This is a genomic window from Armatimonadota bacterium (genome assembly GCA_031459765.1).
Lineage (GTDB): Bacteria > Sysuimicrobiota > Sysuimicrobiia > Sysuimicrobiales > Kaftiobacteriaceae > Kaftiobacterium > Kaftiobacterium secundum.
Map to the genome: position 1 here is coordinate 21463 of JAVKHY010000007.1, position 25684 is coordinate 47146.

Annotated in this window: 21 protein-coding genes and 2 rRNA genes; 17 read left to right on the top strand and 6 right to left on the bottom strand. The window is 68.1% G+C overall.

Annotated features, from left to right (window positions below; all coding sequences use genetic code 11):
* Positions 1-46 precede the first annotated feature (46 nt).
* Positions 47-1570: a bifunctional phosphoribosylaminoimidazolecarboxamide formyltransferase/IMP cyclohydrolase gene (gene purH / locus QN141_09290; GenBank protein MDR7558671.1), complete on the top strand. Its 1524-nt coding sequence runs from the start codon at positions 47-49 to the stop codon at positions 1568-1570.
* Between the two features lie 47 nt (positions 1571-1617).
* Here the strand turns inward: purH and QN141_09295 are convergent, their stop codons facing one another.
* From QN141_09295 to QN141_09305, 3 genes are all read right to left on the bottom strand, one after another.
* Positions 1618-1878 (bottom strand): AAA family ATPase, encoded by a 261-nt coding sequence (locus QN141_09295; GenBank protein MDR7558672.1) that lies wholly within the window; start codon positions 1876-1878, stop codon positions 1618-1620.
* A gap of 65 nt (positions 1879-1943) precedes the next feature.
* Positions 1944-2804, bottom strand: a complete 861-nt coding sequence (locus tag QN141_09300) for a response regulator transcription factor (GenBank protein ID MDR7558673.1) — start codon at positions 2802-2804, stop codon at positions 1944-1946.
* A complete protein-coding gene (locus QN141_09305; GenBank protein ID MDR7558674.1) occupies positions 2801-4330 on the bottom strand; it encodes a hypothetical protein in 1530 nt (509 codons plus the stop codon). Before QN141_09305 ends, QN141_09300 begins: the two co-directional genes overlap by 4 nt.
* A gap of 287 nt (positions 4331-4617) precedes the next feature.
* Here QN141_09305 and QN141_09310 point away from each other — a divergent pair, with 287 nt between their 5' ends.
* From QN141_09310 to QN141_09345, 8 genes are all read left to right on the top strand, one after another.
* Positions 4618-5001, top strand: coding sequence for a cupredoxin domain-containing protein (locus QN141_09310; GenBank protein MDR7558675.1), 384 nt, complete (start codon positions 4618-4620; stop codon positions 4999-5001).
* A 96-nt stretch (positions 5002-5097) separates the two neighbouring features.
* On the top strand, positions 5098-5280 hold the full coding sequence (locus QN141_09315; GenBank protein MDR7558676.1) for a hypothetical protein: 183 nt from the start codon (positions 5098-5100) through the stop codon (positions 5278-5280).
* Between the two features lie 214 nt (positions 5281-5494).
* Positions 5495-6028, top strand: a complete 534-nt coding sequence (locus QN141_09320; GenBank protein ID MDR7558677.1) for a (2Fe-2S)-binding protein — start codon at positions 5495-5497, stop codon at positions 6026-6028.
* A 1-nt stretch (position 6029) separates the two neighbouring features.
* Entirely contained in the window at positions 6030-8402 is a 2373-nt protein-coding gene (locus QN141_09325) for a molybdopterin-dependent oxidoreductase (protein ID MDR7558678.1), read from the top strand.
* A complete protein-coding gene (locus tag QN141_09330) occupies positions 8399-9274 on the top strand; it encodes a xanthine dehydrogenase family protein subunit M (GenBank protein MDR7558679.1) in 876 nt (291 codons plus the stop codon). The genes QN141_09325 and QN141_09330 overlap by 4 nt, the downstream gene beginning before the upstream one ends.
* Positions 9275-9394: 120 nt before the next feature.
* Positions 9395-10987 (top strand): PAS domain S-box protein, encoded by a 1593-nt coding sequence (locus tag QN141_09335; protein ID MDR7558680.1) that lies wholly within the window; start codon positions 9395-9397, stop codon positions 10985-10987.
* Complete coding sequence (locus tag QN141_09340) at positions 10975-11763, top strand: GAF domain-containing protein (protein ID MDR7558681.1); 789 nt, start codon at positions 10975-10977, stop codon at positions 11761-11763. The genes QN141_09335 and QN141_09340 overlap by 13 nt, the downstream gene beginning before the upstream one ends.
* On the top strand, positions 11691-12164 hold the full coding sequence (locus QN141_09345; GenBank protein MDR7558682.1) for an HD-GYP domain-containing protein: 474 nt from the start codon (positions 11691-11693) through the stop codon (positions 12162-12164). Before QN141_09340 ends, QN141_09345 begins: the two co-directional genes overlap by 73 nt.
* Here QN141_09345 and QN141_09350 read toward each other — a convergent pair.
* The gene (locus tag QN141_09350) at positions 12153-12842 is read right to left on the bottom strand and encodes a DUF92 domain-containing protein (protein MDR7558683.1); all 690 of its coding nucleotides are present in this window, start codon (positions 12840-12842) and stop codon (positions 12153-12155) included. The genes QN141_09345 and QN141_09350 overlap by 12 nt on opposite strands.
* 288 nt (positions 12843-13130) lie before the next feature.
* Here QN141_09350 and QN141_09355 point away from each other — a divergent pair.
* The 4 genes from QN141_09355 (at position 13131) to QN141_09370 (ending at position 16892) form a co-directional block, all read left to right on the top strand.
* Positions 13131-14672: ribosomal RNA gene (locus QN141_09355) — 16S ribosomal RNA — on the top strand.
* Positions 14673-14938: 266 nt separating this feature from the next.
* Entirely contained in the window at positions 14939-15538 is a 600-nt protein-coding gene (locus tag QN141_09360; GenBank protein ID MDR7558684.1) for a GNAT family N-acetyltransferase, read from the top strand.
* 22 nt (positions 15539-15560) lie between these two features.
* On the top strand, positions 15561-16382 hold the full coding sequence (locus QN141_09365) for a formate/nitrite transporter family protein (GenBank protein MDR7558685.1): 822 nt from the start codon (positions 15561-15563) through the stop codon (positions 16380-16382).
* Positions 16383-16433: 51 nt separating this feature from the next.
* Entirely contained in the window at positions 16434-16892 is a 459-nt protein-coding gene (locus tag QN141_09370; GenBank protein MDR7558686.1) for a nitroreductase family deazaflavin-dependent oxidoreductase, read from the top strand.
* Between the two features lie 29 nt (positions 16893-16921).
* On the opposite strand, the gene QN141_09375 is transcribed toward QN141_09370, so the two are convergent.
* Positions 16922-17617 (bottom strand): DUF5666 domain-containing protein, encoded by a 696-nt coding sequence (locus QN141_09375; protein ID MDR7558687.1) that lies wholly within the window; start codon positions 17615-17617, stop codon positions 16922-16924.
* 174 nt (positions 17618-17791) lie between these two features.
* Between QN141_09375 and msrA the strand changes: the two genes are divergently transcribed.
* Positions 17792-18334 carry a peptide-methionine (S)-S-oxide reductase MsrA gene (gene msrA / locus QN141_09380; protein ID MDR7558688.1) on the top strand — a complete coding sequence of 181 codons (543 nt, stop codon included), beginning with the start codon at positions 17792-17794 and terminating at the stop codon, positions 18332-18334.
* A gap of 31 nt (positions 18335-18365) precedes the next feature.
* Here msrA and QN141_09385 read toward each other — a convergent pair whose 3' ends face one another.
* Positions 18366-18722 (bottom strand): hypothetical protein, encoded by a 357-nt coding sequence (locus tag QN141_09385; GenBank protein ID MDR7558689.1) that lies wholly within the window; start codon positions 18720-18722, stop codon positions 18366-18368.
* Between the two features lie 169 nt (positions 18723-18891).
* Between QN141_09385 and QN141_09390 the strand changes: the two genes are divergently transcribed.
* The 3 genes from QN141_09390 to QN141_09400 all read left to right on the top strand — a co-directional run bounded on the left by QN141_09390 (position 18892) and on the right by QN141_09400 (position 25608).
* Positions 18892-19392 carry a PaaI family thioesterase gene (locus QN141_09390; protein MDR7558690.1) on the top strand — a complete coding sequence of 167 codons (501 nt, stop codon included), beginning with the start codon at positions 18892-18894 and terminating at the stop codon, positions 19390-19392.
* Between the two features lie 63 nt (positions 19393-19455).
* Complete coding sequence (locus QN141_09395; protein ID MDR7558691.1) at positions 19456-20757, top strand: homoserine dehydrogenase; 1302 nt, start codon at positions 19456-19458, stop codon at positions 20755-20757.
* Positions 20758-21138: 381 nt separating this feature from the next.
* Positions 21139-25608, top strand: a 23S ribosomal RNA gene (locus QN141_09400).
* The last annotated feature ends 76 nt before the right edge of the window (positions 25609-25684 follow it).

The following is a 25684-nucleotide window of genomic DNA, read 5'->3' on the forward strand; positions in this document are numbered from 1 at the left end:
CGCCGCCTCCCCCGGCTCCGTCCACCAACCCTTCGCGCCGGGGCCGATCGCCATCCGGCGCGCCCTGATCAGCGTCTGGGACAAGACCGGTGTCGTCGAGCTGGCGAAGGCGCTGGTCGCCTTTGGCGCCGCCGTGATCAGCACCGGCGGCACGGCCCGGGCGCTGGCCGATGACGGCGTGCCGGTGACCACGGTCGAATCGATCACCGGCTATCCCGCCATCCTCGACGGCCGCGTCAAGACGCTGCACCCGGCCGTCTTCGCCGGCATTCTCGGCCGCGATGATCCGGCGCACCGGACGGCGCTGGAGGATCTAGGCATCGCGCCCATCGACCTCGTCGTCGTGAACCTGTACCCCTTCGAGGTGCGGGGGGTCCGGGCGCCGATGAGCGAAGCGGTGGAGCTCATCGATATCGGGGGGTGCGCCCTTATCCGCGCCGCGGCGAAGAACTGGGAGCGTGTCGCCGTGCTGTCCGATCCGTCCCAGTACGGTCCGGTGATCGAAGAGCTGCGCCGCGACGGCGGCCTCTCCGCCGAGACCCGCCGACGTCTGGCGGCCGAAGCTTTTGCCCGGACCGCATCCTACGACGCCGCCATCGCCGGCTATTTCCAGGCGGCCGCCGGGGGGCGCTTCCCCGACCTCCTGACGCTGGCCTTCCGCAAGGTGCAGCAGACGCGCTACGGGGAGAATCCGCACCAGCAGGGTGCGTTCTATCGGCCGACCGTCGGCTCGGGCGGGCTCGCCGACGCGCGGCAGCTGCAGGGCAAGGAGCTGTCCTTTAACAACTGGGTCGATCTCGATGCCGCCTGGGGGCTGGTGAACGAGTTCGCCGCGCCGGCCGCGGCCATCATCAAGCACGCCACGCCCTGCGGCGCGGCGACCGCCGCCACCCTTGCCGAGGCCTACCGGGCCGCCCTCGACTGCGACCGGGTCTCGGCCTTCGGCGGCGTCGTGGCCCTGAACCGGCCGGTTGACGGGCCGACGGCGTTGGCGATTGCCGGCATCTTTACGGAGGTTGTGATCGCCCCCGGATTCAGCGCCGAGGCCCGCCACGCGCTCAGGAAGAAGACGAGCCTTCGGCTCCTGGAAGCCGACCCGCCCGCGTCGCGGCCGGGCCTGGAGATGAAGAGTGTGGCCGGGGGCATGCTCCTCCAGGACCGCGATGTCGTGGACCTCGAGGAGGATGCGCTGCGCGTGGTCACCCCTCGCGCCCCGACGGCCACGGAGCTGGCCGATCTGCGCTTCGCCTGGACCGTGGCGAAGTGGGTGAAGTCCAACGCCATCGTCCTGGCCAAGGACGGGGCCACGGTCGGCATCGGGGCCGGACAGCCCAACCGGGTCGGCGCCGTGGAGATTGCCGTGAAGGTGGCCGGGGAGCGGGCCAGGGGGGCGGTGATGGCCTCCGACGCCTTCTTCCCGTTCCGGGACGGCATCGACGCCGCGGCCCGGGCCGGCGTCACGGCCGTGATGCAGCCCGGCGGGTCGGTGCGGGACGCGGAAGTCATCGCCGCCGCGACCGAGCACGGCATGGCGATGGTCTTCACGGGAATCCGCCACTTTCGGCACTAGCCGACGGTGTCACGTCCCCTTGGCCGCCGCTCCCGCGGGTTCCGGGGTCAGCCCCAGCCGTGCGGCTTCGCGGGCTTCTCCTTCACATCAAGAAGCGGACCGAGCGGCCGCGGCGTGGAGAGGGGGTCGCAGGCGCCGACGGCCACGCGGGCGATGCCCTCGACGGACTGGGCGAAGAGGCGCAGCAGGGCAGTCTTCCCGACGCCGGCTTCGCCCGCGATGAAGACGAGACGGCCATGGCCCGCGGCCGCCTCGTCCATCCATCCCTTGAGATCTTTGAGGTTCTGCTCGCGTTCGAGCAGCTTCATATGGACATCCCTGGATGCGGGATGGTTCCCGACAGTTTCTGTGGGCCGCGAGGGCAATCCTTCACCTATCCGTCGCCATCCAGCAGGCCGAGCCTGGTCGCCTCGCGGACGACCTCCGCCCGGCTGCGCACGCCGAGCTTGGCCAGCACCGACGAGACATGGTGGTCCACCGTCTTGACGGAGAGGTACATCCGGGTCGCGATCTCGGGATTGCGGAGCCCCTGGGCGATGAGCTGCGCGATCTCCGCCTCGCGCGCGGTGAGGCCCGCGGGGTGCGCGCGGGTGGCAGGACGCGGTCCGCGCGGAATGCCCCGCACGCCCATGAGGCGCAGCTTGCGGCTGACCGCGCCGGCCATCGGGCGCGCCCCGAGCCGCTCGAACTCCCCCAGCGCCTTTCGCAGCGGGCCTTCTTCCGGCGCTTCGGCCAGCGCGCGCGCCGCCTCGTAGGGACAACAGAGCCGGGTCCAGGCCTCGGCCGCGCCGGCCCAGTTCCCGGCGATCTGCAACGCGAAGGGCTCGGCGCAGGGCGTGGGCGAGCGGGGGAGCGCGTCCGCTCGCCACAGCCAATAGGCCAGTTCTCCGACGAACCAGGGATGGGCATGGCGTTGAGCGAGGTCATAGGCCGCGAGGGCCTCGGCACGCGTCGCCGCCCGATCTCCCCGCAGCCACGCGGCCTCCGCCCGGGCGGCGTGGACCGGCGCCAGCCGCTGCAGGGTCTGCGTTCCCGCAGCCAGGTCGAGCGCCTCATCAAGGAGCGGACGGGCGCCGGCATCGCCCCGCCGCGACAGCAGACGGCCCAGGGCGACGAGGGCCATGATGCGCGTGATGACGCTGATCCCCGACTCCGTTAGGGCCGCCCGGGCCATGGCCTCTGCGTCGGGCCATCGCCCCTGGTACAGATGCGAGAGCGCCTGCCAGGCCATCATGTAATGGCGTGATTGATCGAGGTCGCGCTCCAGGCAGTGACGATCCCCTCGGCGAAGTCCCGATCGGCCTCGGGGAAGGCGTACACCTCTCCCAGCGCGCTCCCCAGATTGACGTAGGCCAGGGCGACATCACCTTCCAAACCCGCCTCGCGCGCCAGACGAAGGCTCGCCTCGAGCTGCGCGATTCCCTCCGGAATCCGGCCGGAGAGCAGCAGCGCCGAGCCCATCGCGTTGTAGGCGCCGACGATGGTGGGGGTATCCTCGAGGCGCCTGGCCAATTCCACAGCCGTCTGTCCGACGACGATCGCCTCGTCGTTGTCGCGATTGAGCATGCGCAGGTACGCCTGCATGCGATAGGCGCGGGCCAGCTCGATACCTGGGGGAAGGGCTTCCAGGAGCTCCAGGGCCGCGGCGAGGGCGGCCTCGCCCTCCGGATTCCGTCCGGCGCTCACCAGGAAGACGCTCTGCCGGGCCAGCCCCTCCCCCGTCCGCAGCATGTCGCCGAGGGCGCGCCACAGGTCGGTGGCTTCGGTCATGGCACGCAGCGCCTCAGGCACGCGATCGAGCATCGCGGCTTCCTCGGCGTACTCGAAGAGCAGCGTGGCGCGCTCTCGCGGAGCCAGGGGAGCCGCCCGCAGGACGCGCTCGAACTGCGCGGCAGCCTCCCGATGGGCCCCCAGCGTGCGGGCTCGCCTCGCCGCGGCCGCGCCCCATGCCGCCAGGGTCGTCACCTCTCCCGCCGCCTCGGCGTGATCGGCGACGCGCGCGGCGTCAGGCTCGCCGTGCGCGAGCAGAGCCCGCAGCACCGCCCCGTGGAGCGCCGCCCGCCGCTGCGCGAGCAGGGAGTCGAGCACGGCCTGCCGGGCGAGTTCATGGCGAAAGGTCAGGATCTGACCCTCCGCCCGCAGCATCCCCGAGGTCACGCCCTCTTCGAATCCCGCCGGATCCGCGGCGAGGTCGCGCACCAACGCCATCTCCGCCCGCGGGCCGATCACCGCGATGATCTCCAAAGCGGCGCGTGCCCCCGCGGAGAGCCGTGAGACTCGGGCCAACACCGCATCGCGGACCGTCGGGGGGATTCCGGGAGCGGGGCTGGCCAGGATCTCGGTGACGTAGAACGGGTTCCCTCCGGTCCGGCGGTGGAGGGCCGCGGCGTCGAGGCCGCTGCCCCGGACCAGGACCGCCACGGCCGCCGGCGTGAGCGGAGGCAGCGTCAGCCGCCTAGTTCCTGTGCCGGTGGCCAGGTCCCCCAGAAAGCGGGTGAGCGGGTGCTGCGCCCCGACCTCGTCGTCGCGAAAGGTGGCGACCAGGAGCGTCCTCGTCCGCTCGATCCGCCGACCGACGAACCGCAGCAAGTCGAGCGTCGCCTCATCGGCCCAATGGATGTCCTCGAACACCGCCAGTCGAGGGATCGTCGTCAGGTCCTCGAGGACGGCACGGAACACCTGCGGCCCCGGCGCGCCGCGGGCGATCAGATCTGCCACGGCGGGGGAGAGGTGAGGCAGGACGTCCGCCAGCGGCGCCAACGGAGCGGGGGTAGAGAGCGGATCACAGGTTCCCACGACCGCCGGAACGAGGCCTTCAACCGACTGGCAGAAGGTCCGCGAAGACCAACGCCAAGACCGGGGCCGCCTTCAACTTCTGGCATCCGCCGCTGGTCACGCTGCACTTCTGGATCTGGTACCCGAATCCCAACGGCGTCTTCGGCGAGTTCAACCCGCTGCTCACGGCGTTCAACAATGAATAGTCGTCAGGGGAGGGCGTCTGCCCTCCCCTAACCGCCTCCATGGATCGGCCATTAGGCCTGTTGGTCGTGGTCGTCCTCGTTGCGATCGCCTTCGGGCAGCCATCGGCTGCGGCGGTCGCATCCGTTTCCCCGATCGTCGTCGAGATGACCGAATTCCGCTTCCGTCCCACGACCATCCTGCTCCGCGCCGGCCGGCCGGCGGTCATCCGCCTGGTCAACCGCGGACAGATCGCCCACCAGTTCCAGGCCGCCGCGTTGCACCGCCTGCCCGTGACCGTCGTCGACACGCAGACGCGCATCGAAGCGCCCGGGCTGGAGATCCTCCGCCTGCAGCCCGGGGCGACCGCCACGCTATCCTTTGTCCCCCGCGCCGGGGGGCGGATGCCCTTCGCCTGCACGATCGAGGGGCACCAGGAAGCGGGGATGACCGGAGCGCTCGTGGTTCGCTAGCGGGGGAAAGTCACCGATGAGGCCTGTGAGACGAACGTGCCGGGTATCACAGAGGTGCGGCGATCGCGGGCGCTGCCCGGCCGCCGCAGAAGACGCATGCTGAGACCCATGACAGGCCTGAGCGGATGGCTCGGACACAAGGACATCCCCCGGCCGGCTCTGGTGCGGCAGGAGTACCCCCGGCCGCTGGTGGACGGGCTGGACTGCCTGCTGGCCCTCTGGATCGCCGAGGCCATGCTCGACGGCGGGACCGGGGATGGCAGGGAGGAAGCCTCCTAGGCTCTCGCGAACGTCCTCTCTGTTCTCACTGGTCGGATCAATCGCATAACGGGTTTCGCACCCTTCGCCACTCTTCGAGACGCGCCTGACTGCGCCGCGGGATCTCCTGGGCGGGGAGCGTCATCGTGACAGTACCGGGGTTGGACGGGTTTCGCAGGGTAGCCTCCGACGCGGCCAAGCCGCGTCGTGTTGTTTTCCGAAGGGGGGTGACTAGGTGAAGCGCGCCATCACCGTCACGGTGAACGGCGTCACGCACCACCACGAGGTGGAGCCCAGACTGCTCCTCGTGCACTACCTGCGCGAGGTCCTCGGGCTCACCGGCACCCACATCGGGTGCGACACGACCAGCTGCGGCGCCTGCACGATCCTGTTCAACGGGCTGACCGCCAAATCGTGCAACCTGCTGGCCGTCCAGGCCAACGGGGCCACGATCCTCACCGTGGAAGGGCTGGCCCAGGACGGTCGGCTCCATCCCATCCAGGAGGCCTTCTGGGAGGAGCACGGGCTGCAGTGCGGGTTCTGCACGCCGGGGATGATGCTCTCCGCCCTGCAGATCCTGGCCCGGAACCCCGATCCCAGCGAGGCGGAGATCCGGCACGGCCTAGACGGGAACCTGTGCCGGTGCACCGGCTATCAGCACATCGTGAATTCTGTCCAGAACGCGGCGCGCCGCCTCAAGGCGGAGGCGGTTCCAGCGATCCCTGTGACCGCAACGGCGCAGTCTGCCGGTGGAAAGGGGGGTCGTTGAGATGGCCGTGACCAAGCTGTTCGGAGCCAAGGTCAAGCGGCGCGAAGATCCCCGCCTCATCACCGGCAAGGCCATCTACACCGACGATGTGAAGCTCCCCGGTCTCCTGCACGCGGCCATCGTGCGCAGCCCGCACGCCCACGCGCGCATCGTCGGCATCGACCTCTCCGGGGCCCGGCAGACGCCGGGGGTGGTGGCCGTGTTCACCGGGGCCGACCTCGCCGGCAAGGTGGGGCCGCTGCCCTGCGCCTGGCTGATCCCCAACGCCGACCTCAAGACGCCTCCGCACCCGGCCATCGCCACCGACCGCGTCCGCTACGTCGGCGACGCCGTAGCCGTCGTGGTGGCGGAAGACCGCTACAGCGCCCGGGACGGGGCGGATCGCGTCAAGGTGGACTACGCGCCGCTGCCGGTGGTCACCGCGGCCGAGCAGGCGGTGGCCGGCGGCGCTCCGCTCCTGCACGAGCAGGCGCCGCAGAACATCGCCTTCCGCTGGAAGGTGACCGGCGGAGACGCCGCCGCGGCCTTCGCTCAGGCCGACGCGGTCATCAGCCAGCGCTTCGTCAACCAGCGGCTTATCGCGAATGCCATGGAAACCCGCGGGGCGGTGGCCGACTATAATCCCAACACCGGCGACCTGACTCTGTGGGTTACTTCGCAGAACCCGCACATCCACCGCGTCATTCTCTCCGGCGTCCTGGGGATCCCGGAACACCGCCTGCGGGTCATCTCGCCGGAAGTCGGCGGCGGCTTCGGCAGCAAGATCTTCGTCTACCCCGATGAGGCTATTGTGGCTTTCTGCTCCCGCGAACTGGGCCGGCCGGTGAAGTGGGTGGAGGACCGCCGGGAGAACTACTTGGTCACGGCTCACGGGCGGGATCACGTCACCGACGTGGCACTGGCCGTCCGGCGGGACGGCACGCTATTGGGTCTGCGCGGCCGCACCTACGCCAACCTGGGCGCCTACCTCTCCACGGCAGCCCCAGGCGTGCCCACGATCCTCCACGGGCTGATGCTCTCCGGCGCCTACGTCCTCCCGGCCATCGACTACGAGGTCGTCGGCGTGTTCACCAACACCGCCCCGGTGGACGCCTACCGCGGCGCGGGCCGGCCGGAAGCGACGTATCTCGTCGAGCGCCTGATGGACCTGGCTGCCGGGGAGCTGGGTCTCGATCCTATCGAGATCCGCCGGCGGAACTTCATCCGCAAGGAGCAGTTCCCCTATACCGTCGTGACGGGGATCACTTACGACAGTGGGGACTACGAGCACGCCCTGGATACCGCGCTGCGGATGCTGGACTACCCGGCCTGGCGCGAGCGGCAGCGCCGCGGGCCGACCGACGGCAAGCTCATCGGCATTGGGGCCTGTACGTACGTCGAGATCTGCGGGCTCGGGCCGTCGCCGGTCGCCGGGGCGGTCGGCTTTCAGGGTGGGCTATGGGGCAGCGCCGTGATCCGCGTCCATCCCACGGGGAAAGTGAACGTCTTCATCGGCGAGAAGCCCCACGGCCAGGGCGAGGAGACCACCTTCGCCCAGGTCGTCTCCGATGAACTCGGCGTGCCCATTGACGACGTCCAGGTCATCTACGGCGACACCGCCGTCACGCCCATGGGGTGGGGCACCTACGGCAGCCGGACCACTCCCGTCGGCGCCGCCGCCTGCGCCGTGGCCGCTCGGAAGATCATTGAGAAGGGACGCAAGATCGCGGCCCACCTGCTCGAGGCTCCCGAGGCGGACGTCCGGTTCGAAGGCGGCCGGTACTTCGTCGAAGGGGCTCCCTCCCGGGCGAAGACGTTCCAGGAAGTGACGCTGCAGGCCTACCTGGCCTGGAACCTGCCGCCGGGACTGGAGCCCGGGATGGAGGCGTCCGCCTTCTACGATCCGCCCAACTTCACCTATCCCTTCGGGACGCACCTCTGCACGGTGGAGGTCGATCCCGAGACAGGGGGCGCTGCGATCACCAACTACATCGCGGTGGACGACTGCGGGCGGGCGATCAACCCGCTCATCGTGGACGGCCAGGTGCACGGCGGCATCACCCAGGGGATGGCGCAGGCGCTGTGGGAAGCGGCGGTCTACGACGACCGGGGGCAACTGCTCACCGGCACGATGATGGACTACGCGGTGCCCAAGGCCTCGCAAGTGCCGCTTTTTGTCACCGCGCGCACGGAGACGCCGTCTCCGCACCACCCGCTGGGGGTGAAGGGGGTCGGGGAGACCGGCACGATCGCCAGCCCCGCCGCCGTCGTCAACGCCGTGCTGGACGCCCTGCGGCCGCTGGGGATCCGGCACCTGGACATGCCGCTGACCGGCAACTGTATCTGGAACGCCATTCAGCAGGCCCGGATGAAGACGAAGGGGGTGAGCCCATGATCCCGGCGCAGTTCGAGTACCACGCCCCGTCGTCTGTGGAAGAGGCGCTGCAGCTGCTCCGCATGCTCCCGGACGCCAAGCTCCTGGCCGGCGGGCACAGCCTGCTGCCGCTGATGAAGCTCCGTCTCGTCACGCCAGCCCACCTGATCGACCTGGGCGGCATCGACGGCCTGCGCGGCGTCAGGGACCACGGTACGATGCTCACCATCGGCGCCCTCACCACCCACTGGACGATCGAGGCTTCCCCGGAGGTGCGGGCGAAGGCTCCCCTGCTGGCGGAGGCGGCGGGCTCGATCGGCGACGTGCAGGTGCGCAACTTCGGCACGATCGGCGGCAGCCTGGCCCACGGCGATCCGGCCGCGGACTATCCCGCTGCGGTGCTGGCCCTGGAGTGCGAGATCGTGGCCGAAGGCCCCGGGGGCCGCCGGACGATCCGCGCCGAGGAGTTCTTCACCGGCGTCTTCCAGACCGCGCTGCGGCCCGACGAGATCCTGGTCGAGGTCCGCGTCCCGGTGCCGCCGCCGCGCACGGGCGGCGCCTATCTCTCGTTGCCGCACCCGGCGTCGGGGTTCGCCGTCGTGGGGGTCGCCGCGCTGGTCACGCTCGACGAGCAGGGCGCCTGCCGGGCAGCCCGCGTCGGGGTCACCGGCGTGGGCCCCGCCCCTTACCGGGCCAGGGCGACCGAAGCGATGCTCGCGGGGAAGACGCTCACCGACGAGCTGATCGCCGCGGCGGCGGAGAAAGCCGCCGACGGGGTCGAGGTCAACGGCGACCTGTTCGCCTCCCGGGAGTACCGCGCGCACCTGGCCGGCCTCTACACGAAGCGCGCCCTGCGGGCCGCGCGGGGAGGAGTGCCCGACATTTCCGCGTGACGGGGATGTGTTATCATCGGCTAACGTTTCGGGCGGGCCGGGGCCTGGGGTGAGGAACCGCACGGCGTCCCTCGTCCACGACCCTCCGGATTAACGTCTCCTTCAGTCGGAGGCTTGATCGTGACGCGCAGGGAGGGCCCGTCCGGTCACGACCTCTTCGCGTTGCTGCGTCACCACCCTGTTCCCGTCTGGCTGTGCGATCCGGGCACCCTGGGGATCCTGGCGGCCAACGACGCCGCCGCGGCCGCCTCCGGCCACTCCGATGCGGAACTCCGCACGAGGACCCTGACCGACCTCTGCCCGGAGGACGAACGCGACGGCCTGAGGGCGCAGCTGCAACGCAGTCGCGCCACGCGCTCCGGTCCCTGGCATCTGCGGCGCCCAGAGGGCGGCACGGTGATCGTCGAACTCACCACGCATCCCGCCGTCGTCGACCGTCGCCGCCTGCTCCTGGTCATGGCCTGGGACGTGACCGCCGCCCGGCGCCTGGAGGAGGAGCTACACCGCCGCGAGGCCGAGCTGCGGGCCACGCTCTACAGCATCGGCGACGCGGTCATCTCGACCGACGCGCGCGGCACCGTGGCCGTGATGAACCCCGTGGCCGAGCGGCTGACCGGCTGGCCGGAAGGGGAGGCGCGGGGTCGGCCGCTGGATCAGGTGGTCCGCATCGTCAACGAGGAGTCCCGGCTGGCCGTCGAGGATCCGGTGGCCCGCATCCTGCGCGAGGGAGTGGTCATCGGCCTCGGCAATCACAGCCTGCTCCTCAGCCGCGATGGTCGTGAATACTCCATCGCCGACGCCGGGGCGCCGATCCGCGACCGTGAAGGCCGCTTGACCGGCGTCGTGCTGGTCTTTCGCGACCAGACGGAGGAGCGCCGCAACCGGCGCGCCGCCGAGGAAGCGCGGGCTCTCGCCGAGGGGATCGTCGCCACCGCCCGGGAGGCCCTGCTCGTCCTTGACGCCGCCCTGCGCGTGGTGGTCGCCAACCGTACCTTCTGCCGGTTGTTCCAGGTGAGCCTCGAGGAGACCGTGGGCTGGCTGGTGTACGAACTGGGCACCGGCCAGTGGGACATCCCGGCGCTGCGTCGCCTGCTGGAGGAGATCCTGCCGCTCAACACAGCCTTCGAGGATTTCGAGGTCGGGCACGACTTCCCGCAGATCGGACGGCGGACGATGCTGCTCAACGCCCGTCGGCTCTATCACGAGACCGCCGGCACCAGGCTGATCCTGCTGGCCATCGAGGATGTCACCGAGCGCCGCCGAGCCGAGGAGGAGCTGCGCCGGCGTCTGAGGGAACTGGAGGCGCTGCACCGCGTCTCCGCCGCCCTGCGCGCCGCCCAGACGGTCGAGGAGGCGCTGCCGGTCCTGCTGGACGAGACCCTCGCGGTCTTCGACACGGACAGCGGGTCGATCATGCTGTACCGTCCCGAGGATCAGCGTCTGCACGCGGTCGTCCTGCGTGGTTCCGCGCGCTCCATGACTCCTCGCTCGCCCCCGGCGAGGGCATCGCCGGAACCGTGTTCGCCACCGGCCGTCCATACCGCTCGGCCGACTTCGCCCGAGACCCCCTGCTGCCCGCGCAGGCGGCCGGCATTCCCCCGGGCTGGGGCGGCATCGCCGTCCCCATCCGGTCGGAGGCCGACACCGTCGGCGTCCTATTCGTCTCCGTGCCGGCGGCCAGGGAGACGGGCGCCGAAGATGTGGCCCTGGTGACCTCCCTGGCCGAGATGGCCGGAGCAACGCTGCACCGGTTGCGATTGCACGAGCAGACGCTGCGCCGGCTGAGTCACCTCCAGGCCCTGCGCACCGTCGACCGCGCGATCATCGGGAGCCTGGACCTGCGCGTCACGTTGGGGATTCTCCTCGAGCAGGTGATGACCCAGCTGGGGTTCGACGCGGCCGGGGTGCTGCTGATGGTGCCGCAGCTCGCCCTGCTGGAGCCGGCGGCCGGCAGGGGATTCCGCACCCGCGTGTATCAGGAGGGCCGCCTCCGCGTCGGAGAGGGGGTGGCCGGACGGACCGCGCTCGAGCGCCGCCCGGTGATCGTCGTCACCCCTGCGGAGGCTCCGACCTACACCCGCGCCGCCCTGCTGGAGGTCGAGGGGTTCCAGACCCACTTCGCCGTGCCGCTGGTTGCCAAGGCCCAGGTCAAGGGCGTGCTGGAGGGATTCCACCGCCGTCCGATCGCTCCCGACGAGGAGTGGCTGGACCTGCTGGACACGCTGGCCGGGCAGGGAGCACTGGCCATCGACAACGCGCAGCTGTTCGAGGCCGCCCACCGATCCAACCTGGAACTGACCCTCGCCTACGACGCCACGATCGAGGGGTGGGCCAGCGCGCTGGACCTGCGCGACCGCGAGACGCAGGACCACACCCGTCGCCCCTGGCGCGGATGCTCGGGATACCGGAGGAGGAGATGGTCCACATCCGCCGCGGTGCCCTGCTGCACGACATCGGAAAGATGGGGGTTCCCGACGCCATCCTCTTGAAAGCCGGCCCTCTCACGGAGGAGGAGTGGGCGGTGATGCGCCGGCACCCGCAACTGGCCTACGACCTGCTCTGGCCGATCCAGTTCCTGCGGCCGGCCCTGGACATCCCGTATTGCCACCTCGAACGGTGGGACGGCTCCGGTTACCCCCGCGGCCTGAAGGACGAAGCGATCCCCCTGGCCGCGCGGATTTTCGCCGTCGTCGACGTCTTCGACGCCCTGACCTCGCCGCGGCCCTACCGGCCGGCCTGGAGCAGGGAGCGGGCCCTGGCGTATCTTCGAGCGCAGGCCGGCAAGCAGTTCGACCCCCGTGCGGTCGAGGCGTTCCTGACCATGATCGCGCAGGCCGGGGAGGGGGACCTGCCGGGAAGGGCGCCGCGCGACCCGGGCTCACCTCAATAACAGCGCCGCCAGCGCCGAAAGACCCGCTCCGGCCAGAGTGGCGGCAAGATTTACCAGATTGTTGCCCGCGTCCGGCCGGCGGCCTTCGACCGTCGCCCCCAGCAGGCTGTCTACGACCATCGCGGCAATCCCCCCGAGCCAGACCGGCGCCCACGGCGCAAGGTGGAGAAAGGCGCCGAAGAAAGCGATGACGGCCGCTCCTCCCGCGCCGGCCAGGGTGCCCAGCACCGTGATCCCGCCCGACGTCCCGGGCGTCACGGGCTGCCAGGTGGTGATGAGTCGGGGCGGGCGGCGGCTGAGCAGCCCCACCTCGGTGGCCCAGGTGTCGGCGGTGGCGGCGGCGATCGCTCCGGCGATCGCCACGGCCAGCCCCGGCGACGGGGAGAGGGCATACCATGTCGACAGGACCGTCGCCACTCCCCCGTTGGCCAGGACCTGGGAGCCGCTCCGCCCCCGTCGATGTTCGGGGTGCGTCTTACGATCGGCGCGCCACCGGGTGAGCAGGCTGCTGGAGATGAAGAACGTGACCAGCAACGCCGCAGGAGCAAACCCTCCGAACCCGAACACCAGGGTGCCGACGGCCGCCGCGGCGATCAGGCCATCGCGCGTCAGCCATCCGGCCGCCCGGGCCGCGCCCGCCACCCCCAGGCTGAGCCCCATCCCCAGTGCGAGCGCCACACCTCTGAACAGAGACGCGTCATCCACGGGACACGTGACCAAATCTGCCCTCTCCGCGAGCTTCGACCGTGATCCCTCTTCGGGATTGACAGCCCCGCCCCTCGCTGGTATCGTCAGATGTGCGACCGGCGGGTTAGCACCCCGCTGCGAACCTTGAAAACTGCATAGTGGTAAGGGAGCCGTTTTGCACACCCACCTCTGACGATGTCTCCCCGGCGGATCGGAAGCGATCTGACGGGGTGTTGTTTCGTTAGAGGAGTGGTTCCTCGGAAACCTCCTTTGAGAGTTCCGACGGAGAGTTTGATCCTGGCTCAGGACGAACGCTGGCGGCGTGCCTCAAACATGCAAGTCGAGGGAGGGTTGGCTGTCCCGCAAGGGACGGTTTCAACTCTACCGGCGAACGGGTGAGTAACACGTGGGTAATCTGCCCTGAAGACGGGGATAACCTCGGGAAACCGGGGCTAATACCCGATACCCTCACCGGGTGGCATCGCCTGGTGCGGAAACCCCGCAAGGGGCTTCAGGATGAGCCCGCGGCGTATCAGCTAGTTGGTGGGGTAATGGCCCACCAAGGCGAAGACGCGTAGCTGGCCTGAGAGGGTGGTCAGCCACACTGGGACTGAGACACGGCCCAGACTCCTACGGGAGGCAGCAGTTGGGAATCTTGGGCAATGGGCGCAAGCCTGACCCAGCGACGCCGCGTGCGGGATGAAGGCCTTCGGGTCGTAAACCGCTGTCGGGGGGGACGAAGCCGCAAGGTGACGGTACCCCCGGAGGAAGCCCCGGCTAACTACGTGCCAGCAGCCGCGGTAAGACGTAGGGGGCGAGCGTTGTCCGGATTTACTGGGCGTAAAGCGCGTGTAGGCGGCCTGTTAAGTGGCGTGTGAAAGCCCACCGCTCAACGGTGGGAGGCCGCGCCAAACTGGCGGGCTTGAGGGTGGCAGAGGGTGATGGAATTCCCGGTGTAGCGGTGAAATGCGTAGATATCGGGAGGAACGCCAGTGGCGAAGGCGGTCACCTGGGCCATCCCTGACGCTGAGACGCGAAAGCTGGGGGAGCGAACGGGATTAGATACCCCGGTAGTCCCAGCCGTAAACGATGCTCACTAGGTGTTGGGGGGTTACTCCCTCAGTGCCGCAGCTAACGCATTAAGTGAGCCGCCTGGGGAGTACGGCCGCAAGGTTGAAACTCAAAGGAATTGACGGGGGCCCGCACAAGCGGTGGAGCATGTGGTTTAATTCGATGCTAAGCGAAGAACCTTACCAGGGTTTGACATGCAGGAAGTACCGAACCGAAAGGGGAGGGACCCGTAAAATCGGGAGCCTGCACAGGTGGTGCATGGCTGTCGTCAGCTCGTGCCGTGAGGTGTTGGGTTAAGTCCCGCAACGAGCGCAACCCCTGTCCTTAGTTGCCAGCGGGTCATGCCGGGCACTCTAAGGAGACTGCCGGCGACGAGCCGGAGGAAGGCGGGGATGACGTCAAGTCCTCATGCCCCTTATGCCCTGGGCCACACACATGCTACAATGGCCGGAACAACGGGTGGCCACCCCGCGAGGGGGAGCTAATCCCTGAAATCCGGTCCCAGTTCGGATCGCAGGCTGCAACTCGCCTGCGTGAAGCCGGAATCGCTAGTAACCGCCGGTCAGCCACACGGCGGTGAATACGTTCCCGGGCCTTGTACACACCGCCCGTCACACCATGGGAGCCGGTTCCACCCGAAGCCAGCGGCCCAACCCGCAAGGGAGGGAGCTGTCGAAGGTGGGGTCGGTGACTGGGGTGAAGTCGTAACAAGGTAGCCGTACGGGAACGTGCGGCTGGATCACCTCCTTTCTAAGGAGAACACGGTGCACCGGTCATCAGCGGTGGTGACCGGGTGTTCCACGGCCCCTTCCACTTGCAGTTTTCACAGAGGAGGGCCCTCGTGCGAGGGCCCTCCTCGCATTTCCCGGAAGCGGTCGCCCCATGGCGCCAGGAAAAAGGAAGCGGGGCCCGCTGCGCCAATCAAGGGCTTCGACGGAGGACGTACCTGCGCAGGGTCTCTCCGAGCCTGCAGGATCGCGGCGCCCTGCGCTGGGTCCCCCGGGGGTGGCCACCCGATGCGGCTTGAGGTTCGTCCGCTGACCGCCGATCGCTGGACCGACTTCGTCGAGCTGGCTCGCCGGCCTGGTGCGTCCATCCTCCGCTCCTGCTGGTGCACCTACTACCGGAAGACCGGCCGCGACTATTCACCCGAGGCGAACAGGAAACTGATGCGGGGCTGGGTGGCCTCGGGGGTCGTGCCGGGTCTGATCGCGTACCGGGACGGACGGCCCGTCGGATGGATCTCGGTCGGGCCGCGCGAGGAGTATCCTCGCCTGGCGAACTCCCCGATCATGAAACCGGTGGACGACCGGCCGGTCTGGTCGATCGTCTGCTTCTTTGTCGACGCCCGGGAACGCGGCAAGGGGATCTCGAAGGCGCTGCTGCGCGGCGCGATGGACTACGCGCGGTCCCGGGGAGCCAGGCTCCTGGAAGCCTATCCCGTGGACAAGCCCGGGCGAAGCCATCCGCTGTCGATGTGGTTCGGGGCAAAGTCCCTCTACGATCGGGCCGGGTTCAAGGAAGTGGTCCGCCGGAAGCCGACGAGACCGGTCGTGCGCCGGCGCCTGCGGCCTGCGCCCCGTCCCCGCGGGCAGCGGGGCGCCACGGGGAGATAGCCAGGCGCCGCATGGGCACGCCGTGACCGATCAGACACCGCTTCTGGCCGATGCGCTTCCGCCGCAGGAGATTGCGCGCCGGGTCGCCACCGTGGGGGTGGCGAAGGCGCGCGGCAATGCGCTGACCCTGGCCCTCCTGGCCGTGCTTGCCGGCGCCTTCATCGCCCTGGGAGCGCTGTTCTTTACCGTCGTCATCACGGGGCCCAGCCTCGGCTTCGGCATCACCCGGTTCTTCGGGGGTCTGAGTTTCTCCATGGGCCTCGTCCTCGTCGTCGTGGCGGGCGCCGAACTCTTCACGGGGAACAACCTGCTGGCCATGGCCTGGGCGAGCGGGCTGATCGGGATGCGCGAGGTCGCTCGCAACTGGGTGATCTCGTACGCCGGCAACGCGGTCGGCGCCCTGGGCACCGTGCTGCTGGTCGTGTGGGGAAACATCGGCGCCCTCGGCGGAGGGGCGGTGGGGGACACGGCGGTACAGATCGCGCGGACTAAGGTGGAGTTGACTCTGGCCGAGGCCTTCGCCCGCGGCATTCTCTGCAACGCGCTCGTCTGCCTGGCGGTGTGGTTGACCCTGGGCGGCCGCAGTGTCACGGACAAGGTGCTGGGCATCGTCTTTCCCATTGCGGCCTTCGTGACCGTCGGCTTCGAGCACTCGATCGCCAACTGGTTCTTCCTCCCCTTTGGGCTGGCCCAGGACACGTCGGGCGCCGTCTCGCTGATCGGCGCGGCGCGCAACCTCATCGCGGTCACGGCCGGCAACATCGTCGGCGGAACCGTGCTCGTGGCCGGGGTCTACTGGCTGGCCTACCTCCGCGGCGATCGGCCTGAGGGAACGCGGCGGTAGTCCCGGAATGATGCCATCGTCGGCCCTCCTCGCCGCGCGCGTCCGGCCGCGATGAGACGCCGTGCGGGGCGGAGGCTGGCGGCGCTGGCCTGGCGGCTCCACCGCTGGATCTACCGCACCAGCGGCGGCCGGCTGGGCGGGTGCATCGCCGGGATGCCGGTGCTGCTGCTTGCCACGATGGATCGGCACACGGGTCGCCGTCGGGAAACCGTGCTGACGTTCCTGCGCGACGGGGACGATCTTGTGGTCATTGCTTCCAACGGCGGCGCCCCGCGCCATCCCCGGTGGCTGCTGAACCTGCGCGCCCATCCCGCAGCGGAGGTGCGCCTCGGCGGGCGCCGGATCCCCGTGCGGACCCGCGAAGCGACGGGCCCGGAGCGCGAACGGCTCTGGGCCCGGGCGGTGCAGACGTATCGGGGGTATGCGGTCTATCAGGCCCGGACGTCCCGCCGCATCCCCGTCGTGCTCCTCAGCCCTGGGGCACCGTCGCCAAAACGGGTTTACCCGTGACGCTGCGGAGGGGGCATCGACGGAGTGAATCACCATCCGCCAGGCCCGAAGACGGGAGGGGAGACTCCTCCCGGCCCCCCGAAGCGGTGCCGCGGGCGCAGGCTGATCTCCTCGGCCAGGATCCGCCGGTCCCAGCGATCACCCAGCAGGCGCCCCTCGACTTCGACGAAGTCGCCCTCGCGGAAGATGTGGAAGATGCCCGGTCGATCCCGGACCTCGACTTCTCGGCCGCCCGGCAGTTCGACGCGGGTCCGGGCGGTCAGCCGGACGGTCCAGATCGCGGGCCGGCGGCCGAAGGCTCGGGTCTGGACCTCCAGGACGCCCCGCCCGCGGCGGTCCACATCCACGATCACACCTGCAATCTCGATCCGCCGACCGACACGGTCCCCATCCCACCGGTCCTCTTCATCGCCGCCGATGCGGATCGTCCGGGCCACGATCCGGCCTCCGTCGAGCCACCCGTGGACGACGACGACGATGCCGACCCGCAGCCTGGCACGGACGTGGTCGTCGCGCCAGCCCTCTGTGTGCCTGTTCATGCGGACGATCCAGATCCGTTCCGAAGTCCTTCCCAGACCGGCGCGCTCACGCAGGACGAACGTGTCCTCGTCCTGGACCTTCACCACAACGCCAACGATGCTGATCGTGTCCTGCGCCGCCGCCGGAGAAGGGGCGGCGACCAGCAGGAGCAGGAGGGCCGTGAGGACAAACGTACCGGCACGCATGATGATCGCCTCCGCCTGATCTGTCGGTGCTTCCCCTGCCTATACGCAGCGGGCGGAGCAGAGGTTCGATGATCGGGAGGTCGGGCCGGCAAAGACGGGCGAAGGCGCGGACCTGGGCGCGATGAGGCGCGTCCTGGCAGGAGATCGCCTAGGGATCGAACGACGGAGGGGATCATGCGCAGGGAAGTGGCGACGCTGGCCGGCGGGTGCTTCTGGTGCCTGGAGGCGGTCTTCGACCAGCTGGAAGGCGTCCTGGACGTCGTCTCGGGCTATTCCGGGGGCCACGTGCCCAACCCGAGCTACAAGCAGGTCTGCACCGGAGAGACCGGCCACGCCGAAGTGGTGCAGGTCACCTTCGATCCCGACGTCCTCTCCTACCGGGATCTGCTCAAGGTCTTCTTCACGATCCACGACCCGACGACCGTGAACCGCCAGGGCGGGGATATCGGCACACAGTACCGGTCCGCGATCTTCACCCACAGTGCGGAACAGGAACGCATTGCCCGGGAAGTGATCGCCGAGCTCAACGAGGAGAGGATCTGGGAGGATCCTATCGTCACCGAGGTGGTGCCCTTCCAGGTCTTCTATCCGGCGGAGGACTACCACCAGGAGTACTTCGCCCGTAACCCGGACCAGCCCTATTGTCGGATGGTGATCGCGCCCAAGGTGGCGAAGTTCCGCGGGCAGTACCTGAACCGGCTGAAGCCGGTCGGCTGACGCTGGTCCGGGCGATGAGGCGGGCGAAGGGCTACCGGCGTTTTGTGGCGCCGCGCAGTCGGCCCAGCAGCCCCGAGAAGGCCAGCAGGCCCCCGAGGACCATCAGCGCCACGGACCCCGCGTAGAGGGTGAAGAGGGTCTGCACCTGCTGCGCGGCCAGCAGGGGGGACTCTGCGGACAGCGGGCCGAGGTTCGCCTGCAGGCGTTCCCACTGGGGGTAGGTGTGGGTGTAGAGGAGCACGCCCAGGACCAGCACGAGGAGCCCGACCCCCTCGGCGACGACGTCGATCGCCCGGGTCAGTTCCACCCGAAACTTGAGCACGGCGGGGATGACGGCTACGGCTATGGAGATGAGCGTCTTCCACTCATCCCAGGTGAGATCGGGCATGAGCCCCACCACCCTCGCCTTCAGGCACAGGGATCGTCTTTTGGTTCCTTCCCGAAATCGGTCCCGGCAAGGCCCCGCCGGCGGGCGTCGCTCCAGGATCTTGTCTGCTCCGGCAGGGCCGGCCTCCACGATGGCTAAGGGAGAGAAGAAACAGCCTGGAGAGGACCTCATGGCGGGGGCGGGCATGCCCGAGCGGGCGGTGCAGGACTTCTATCCCGATGATCTGGCCTGGTGCTACGGCTGCGGCCGGCTGAATCAGGACGGGTATCAGTTGAAGACCTACATGGAGGGGGAGGAGACGGTCACCCGGTTCATCCCGCGGCCCTACCACATCGCCGTCCCCGGCTATGTGAACGGCGGCGTCCTGGCCTCGTTGATCGACTGCCACGGGACGGGGTCGGCGGCGATCGCGGCCTATCGGGCGGCAGGACGCGCTGTGGGCGACGGCCCCGCGCCCCGATACGTCACGGCCTCGCTCCACGTCGATTACCTGAAGCCCACCCCGCTGGGGGTCCCGCTGGAGGTGCGGGGGCGTATCAAGGAGATGAAGGGCCGCAGGGTCGTCGTGGAAGCCGTGCTGATCGCCGCCGGCGCGGTGACCGTGCGGGGCGAGGTCGTCGCCGTGCAGCTGCCCGAGCATCTCATGGCCCACCGGACACCTCCGCCCTGAGGCCTCACCGTCGGCAGGGCTTCCGGGCCGGACGGCCAACCAGATTCGGGATCGAAGATGGCCATGAGCGGAAGGCGACCGCTGACCGTCGGCATGCTGGGACTGGGGATCGTGGGGCGCGAGGTGTTCCGGTTACTTCGCGATCGCCCGACCATGGAGCGGCTTGCCGGCGTGCCGGTCACCCTGGCCCGTGTCGCCGTGGCCGACCCGGCCAAACCCCGGGACGTGGCCGTCCCGCGGGGGATGCTGGCCGCCCAGGCCCGGGACGTGATCGAGGCCGCCGATATCGACGTCGTCGTGGAGGTGATGGGCGGGGTCTCGCCGGCCCGCCAGTACGTCCTCGCCGCCCTGCGCGCCGGCAAATCGGTGGTCACCGCCAACAAGAAGCTCCTGGCTCTGCACGGCCATGAACTGCTGGCCGCCGCGGAGGCGGCGGGCGTCGAGCTCCGTTTCGAGGGCAGCGTGGGTGCGGGCATCCCCCTCATCAAGCCCCTGCGCGAGTCCCTGGCCGCGGCCCGGATCCACAGCATCACCGGGATCCTCAACGGGACGACCAACTTCATCCTCACCCGGATGGCGGACGGAGGGGTGACCTTCGCCGAAGCCCTGGCGGAAGCGCGGCGGCGGGGGTTCGCCGAGGCCGATCCGCGGGAGGACACCGAAGGTCACGATCCCGCCGCCAAACTCGCCATCCTGGCCTCGGTCGCCTTCGACGCCCGGATCACCCTGAGCGACGTGTATCGCGAGGGGATCACGCGCATCACCCCCCGGGATTTCGCCTACGCCCGGGAGCTGGGGTATACCATCAAGCTCCTGGCCGTCGGTCGGGACCGCGGCGGGGCGGTCGAGGCCCGGGTGCACCCGGCGTTGATCCCGCTCGACCACCCCCTGGCCCGGATCGCCGACGAATTCAACGCGGTCATGGTGGAAGGGCCGCGGCTCGGACAGGTCGTCTTCAGCGGCCGCGGGGCGGGGGGAGGCCCCACCGCCGTGGCCGTCGTCGGCGATGTCATCGACATCGCGCGTCGGCACCGGGCCGCCACAGGCCGCGCGGGCTCGCGATTCGGGGGGGCCGCCCGGCCGGTGCGTTCCATCGAGGAGGTCGTCCTCCCGTACTACCTGAGCCTCCAGGTGACCGACCGCCCGGGGGTCTTCGCCCGGGTCGCCCGGGTCTTCGGAGAGGAGGAGGTCAGCATCGCCTCGATCGTCCAGAAGAGCCGCGGCGCGGTTGCCGACGTGGTCCTGGTCACCCACGAGGCCTCGGAGCGTTCCGTCCGGAGGGTCCTGGCCCGGCTGCGGCGCATGGACGTCGTCAAGGCCATCCTCAACGTCATCCGGGTCGAGGCTGCTCCCGGGGGATCGTGACGGCCATCGCGACCGGTCCGGGCCGCGGGGGACGCCAAGGCTGCCGCCCGAGTCCCCATGGCGGTGCTTGACAGCGCCCTCCTCCGTGCGATAATAGGGGTTGGCCTGAAAGACACGGGAGGGACTGCGGATCGTTAGCCCGAGCGGCTAATCGAATACGCCGAATGTGATGGGTGACCCGAAGGGGATGGGAGCCCATCCCCTCTTTTTGTGTCCGCCCGGCCCAGGACCTTGACAATTGCAGAGCGCGAGGATCCCGGAGTTCCGCCGAGTGGGCGTCGTCCGGGATCGTGCCCGCAACTCCATGCGGGGCCATCGCATCTGGGTGTGCAGGTGTGATGAGGAGGAGCAGGCTCTAGACAGCTACTCCTAAGGCGGGTAACTCAAGCTACACAGGGCGCACGGTGGATGCCCTGGCGCCAAGGACCGATGAAGGACGCTGTCGGCGGCGAAAGGGCCGGGGAGGTGCCTAGCAACCTTCGATCCGGCCGTCTCCGAATGGGGTAACCCCCCGCGGGTCATGCCGCGGGACCCACCGCTGAATCCATAGGCGGTGCGGAGGCCAGCCTGGGAACTGAAACATCTCAGTACCAGGAGGAAGAGAAATCAACCGAGATTCCCCCAGTAGTGGCGAGCGAACGGGGAAGAGCCCAAACTGTGCCGGCGTGATAGCTCGCAGGCGTTGCCGGTGCAGGGTTGCAGGGCGTGGTCGGGCCGGGCTGCGACCCGGCCGGGAAGTGAGCAATCCGCGCGTTAGCCGAACTGTCCTGGAACGGCAGGCGAGACAGGGTGAAAGCCCCGTAGGCGAAAACGGGCGGACTTCCTCGACCGCGTTCCTCAGTACCACGGGACACTGGGAATCCCGTGGGAAGCCGGGAGGACCACCTTCCAAGGCTAAACATCCTTGGCGACCGATAGCGCACGAGTACCGTGAGGGAAAGGTGAAAAGAACCCCGGAAGGGGAGTGAAATAGAACCTGAAACCGTGCGTCCACAATCAGTCGGAGGGCTATGCACATCCCGCAAGGGATGGGAATGCCCGACGGCGTGCCTATTGAAGAATGAGCCGGTGAGTTGTCGCGTGTGGCGAGCTTAAGGCCGCGAAGGCCGGAGGCGTAGGGAAACCGAGTCCGAACAGGGCGACCAGTCGCACGCGGCAGACCCGAAACCGGGTGAGCTACCCATGGCCAGGGTGAAGCGGAGTTAATCCTCCGTGGAGGCCCGAACCCGTTGGTGTTGAAAAACCATGGGATGAGCTGTGGGTAGGGGTGAAATGCCAATCGAACCCGGAGATCGCTGGTTCTCCCCGAAAGGCATTTAGGTGCCGCCTCGATGCTGAGCGGCGCGGTGGTAGAGCACTGGATGGGCTAGGGCGGGAGGACCCGTACCGAACCCAACCAAACTCCGAATGCCGTGTCGTGCTCGTCGGGAGTGAGACTGTGGGGGATAAGCCTCATAGTCGAGAGGGAAACAACCCTGACCGCCAGCTAAGGTCCCGAATTGATGGCTAAGTGGGAAAGGAAGTGGTATCGCTCAGACAGCCAGGAGGTTGGCTTAGAAGCAGCCATCCTTGAAAGAGTGCGTAACAGCTCACTGGTCGAGTGGTACTGCGCCGAAAATCCAACGGGGCTCAAGCCATCAACCGAAGCTGCGGATCGTTCGCGGGTGCCGTCCCGCGGGCGGTGGTAGGGGAGCGTTCCGCTGTAGGTGAAGGCAGACCGCAAGGACTGCTGGACGACGCGGAAGTGCGAATGCCGGCATGAGTAGCGAAAAGATGGGTGAGAATCCCATCCGCCGTAAGGCCAAGGATTCTTACGGAAGGTTCGTCCGCGTAAGGTTAGGCGGGACCTAAGGCGAGGCCGACAGGCGTAGCCGATGGACAGCCGGTCGACATTCCGGCCCCGCTGCCCATCCGTCACGAGCCAAGGGGGGACGCAGAAGGGTAGGCCTACCGGGGACTGGTTGTCCCGGGTTAAGCGGGTAGGCGGGGGGTCCTGGCAAATCCGGATCCCCATCCAACGCCGAGACGCGAACACGAGCCCGAGCGCAAGCGACGGCGAAGTGGCCCAGCCCACGCTGACAAGAAAAGCCCCGTGGCCAGGATGGACGGCGCCCGTACCGGAAACCGACACAGGTGGCCGGGCACGAAACGTGCTCAGGCGCGCGAGAGAACTCTCCTCAAGGAACTCGGCAAAATCACCCCGTACGTTCGCAAGAAGGGGTGCCTCGGTAGGGTGACCGCGCACAGCGGAAGCCCGAGGAGGTCGCAGTAAATAGGCTCAGCCGACTGTTTAACAAAAACACAGGTCTCTGCGAAGCCGCAAGGCGATGTATAGGGGCTGACGCCTGCCCAGTGCCGGAAGGTTAAAGGGAGGGGTTAGCCCGGGGCGACCCGGGCGACGCCTCGAACTGAAGCCCCGGTGAACGGCGGCTGTAACTATAACAGTCCTAAGGTAGCGAAGTTCCTTGTCGGGTAAGTTGATCAACTTGCCCTTCACGGGAGCGATTCCGTGAAAAGAATCCGGCTCATATCGGTGAAGCCCCGACCTGAACGGGTCAGGGTAATACCGAGGGAAGCTGCGGTAGACTGTGTACCGTTAGCCCCGTAACGACTTCGGGAGCAATCCCGGGGTGGCGTCTCCTGGTGGGTGACCACCAAATTCATAGGCGCCACAAGACGCCGGTATCTCGCCTGGGGGGAGCCGACGATGGATCTCGGAGCCTACCTCTCCGGATACGCTGACGGTGAAGGATGTTTCTGCGTGACGTTCAACCGCAGCAGGCGGCACGCGCTGGGGTGGGACATCCGCCCAAGCTTCTCCGTCAGCCAGAATCGCGAGCGTGCGCAGATCCTTGAGCTGTTCCGGCAGTCGTTCGGGTGCGGAACCGTCAGGCCCGATCGGTCAGACAGAACACTCAAGTTCGAGGTGCGCAGCGTTCCGGAGTTGGTGAGATCGGTCATTCCGCACTTCAGACAACACCCAATGTTGTCTGCCAAGCAGCGCGACTTTGAAATCTTCGCTGAAATCTGCGAGATGATGAGTCGCGGGAAGCACCTGACGGCAGCGGGATTGAAGAAGTTTGCGGGACTGGCCGACGAGATCAATCGAAACGGCAAGAAGAAGTACCCCAGGCTGGAGATAAAGGTATAGTCTACGCCCTCTGGTAACAGGGGACGCGTGAAGTTCCGACCTGCACGAAAGGCGTAACGAGCTGAGCGCTGTCTCGAGGAGAGACTCGGCGAAGTTGTGCGACCCGTGAAGACACGGGTTACCCGCAGCTGGACGGAAAGACCCCGTGAAGCTTTACTGTAGCCTGTCATTGAACTTGGTCTTACCTTGCAGAGGATAGGTGGGAGGCTGCGAAGCCGGGGCTCCGGTCCCGGTGGAGCCGACCTTGGAATACCACCCTTGGCAAGATTAAGTCCTAACCGCCGACCTCACCGGTTGGCGAGACAGTGGCAGGTGGGCAGTTTGACTGGGGCGGTCGCCTCCTAAAAGGTAACGGAGGCGCCCAAAGGTTCCCTCAGCACGGTTGGAAACCGTGCGGCGAGTGTAAGGGCATAAGGGAGCTTGACTGCGAGGCTGACAAGCCAAGCAGGGCGGAAACGCGGGCCTAGTGATCCTACGGCGGCAAGTGGAAGCGCCGTGGCTTAACGGATAAAAGCTACTCCGGGGATAACAGGCTGATCTCCCCCAATAGTCCACATAGACGGGGAGGTTTGGCACCTCGATGTCGGCTCATCGCATCCTGGGGCTGCAGTAGGTCCCAAGGGTTGGGCTGTTCGCCCATTAAAGCGGTACGTGAGCTGGGTTCAGAACGTCGTGAGACAGTTCGGACAAAGAGCTGTCGGAAAATCCGGCTATATGCTGGGAAGCCTGGTGGATCCCACGCTACCCATTGGAGGGCCATATGGCCAGAGTGGGTGACAACGCGATGGGTGCAGGCAATCAGCAGGGAAGGCCAGATCACCTCTGCCACTATGTGGCGGGGTTCGTCGACGGAGAAGGAAGCTTCCACGTGGCGGTGCAGAGAAGTCCGAGCAGCCGCTGGAAGTGGCAGGTGATTCCGGAGTTCCACGTGTCCCAGAACGACGGCAATCAGCATGTGCTGGAGCTGGTGCGAAGCGTTCTGGGTTGTGGATACATCAAGCCGAATCACCGAGGCTCCCGAGATCGGACCTTCGTGCTAGTGGTAAGAGATCGCACCGATCTCGCGATGAAGGTTGTACCGTTCTTTCGCGAGTTTCAGTTACGCACAACGAAGCGCGCGGAGTTCGAGCGGTTCGCCCACGTCGTCGAGATGATGATGGGAGGTCACCACCTCAGCCCCAAGGGGTTGAGGGAGATCTTGAAAGTGGCCTTTCAGATGAATCAAGCAGGTGCGCGGCGCAGAATGTCGTTGGACGATATCCTCGCCGATCTGGAACCCTCAGAGACTGTACGCCGGACCCCCACGACCGTGGGGTGAAGATACAGTCCGAGCTCCCAGGCGACTGGGAGAGGCAGGCAGAAATGACCTGCCCCCTTCCTTGGTCGGAAGGAGTAACAAGACTGTCGGTCCCTATCCGCTGCGGGCGCAGGTGGTTTGAGGGGATTTGCTCCTAGTACGAGAGGACCGGAGTGAACGGACCGCTGGCGTACCGGTTGTCCTGCCAAGGGCACGCGCCGGGTACCTATGTCCGGACGGGATAAGCGCTGAAAGCATCTAAGCGCGAAGCCCACCCCAAGATGAGACCACCCACCGGGTAACCGGGTAAGCCCCCAGGTTGACGACCTGGTCAATAGGCCGGAGGTGTAAGCGCCGCAAGGCGTTGAGCTGACCGGTACTAATCGGGCGAGGGCTTGATGCCCCCTTAGGGGTAGCTGTGTGGAGCCTGCTTATGTGCAGATGGAGATGTCGAAGGACCAAGGGTCAAGGTCGACGGG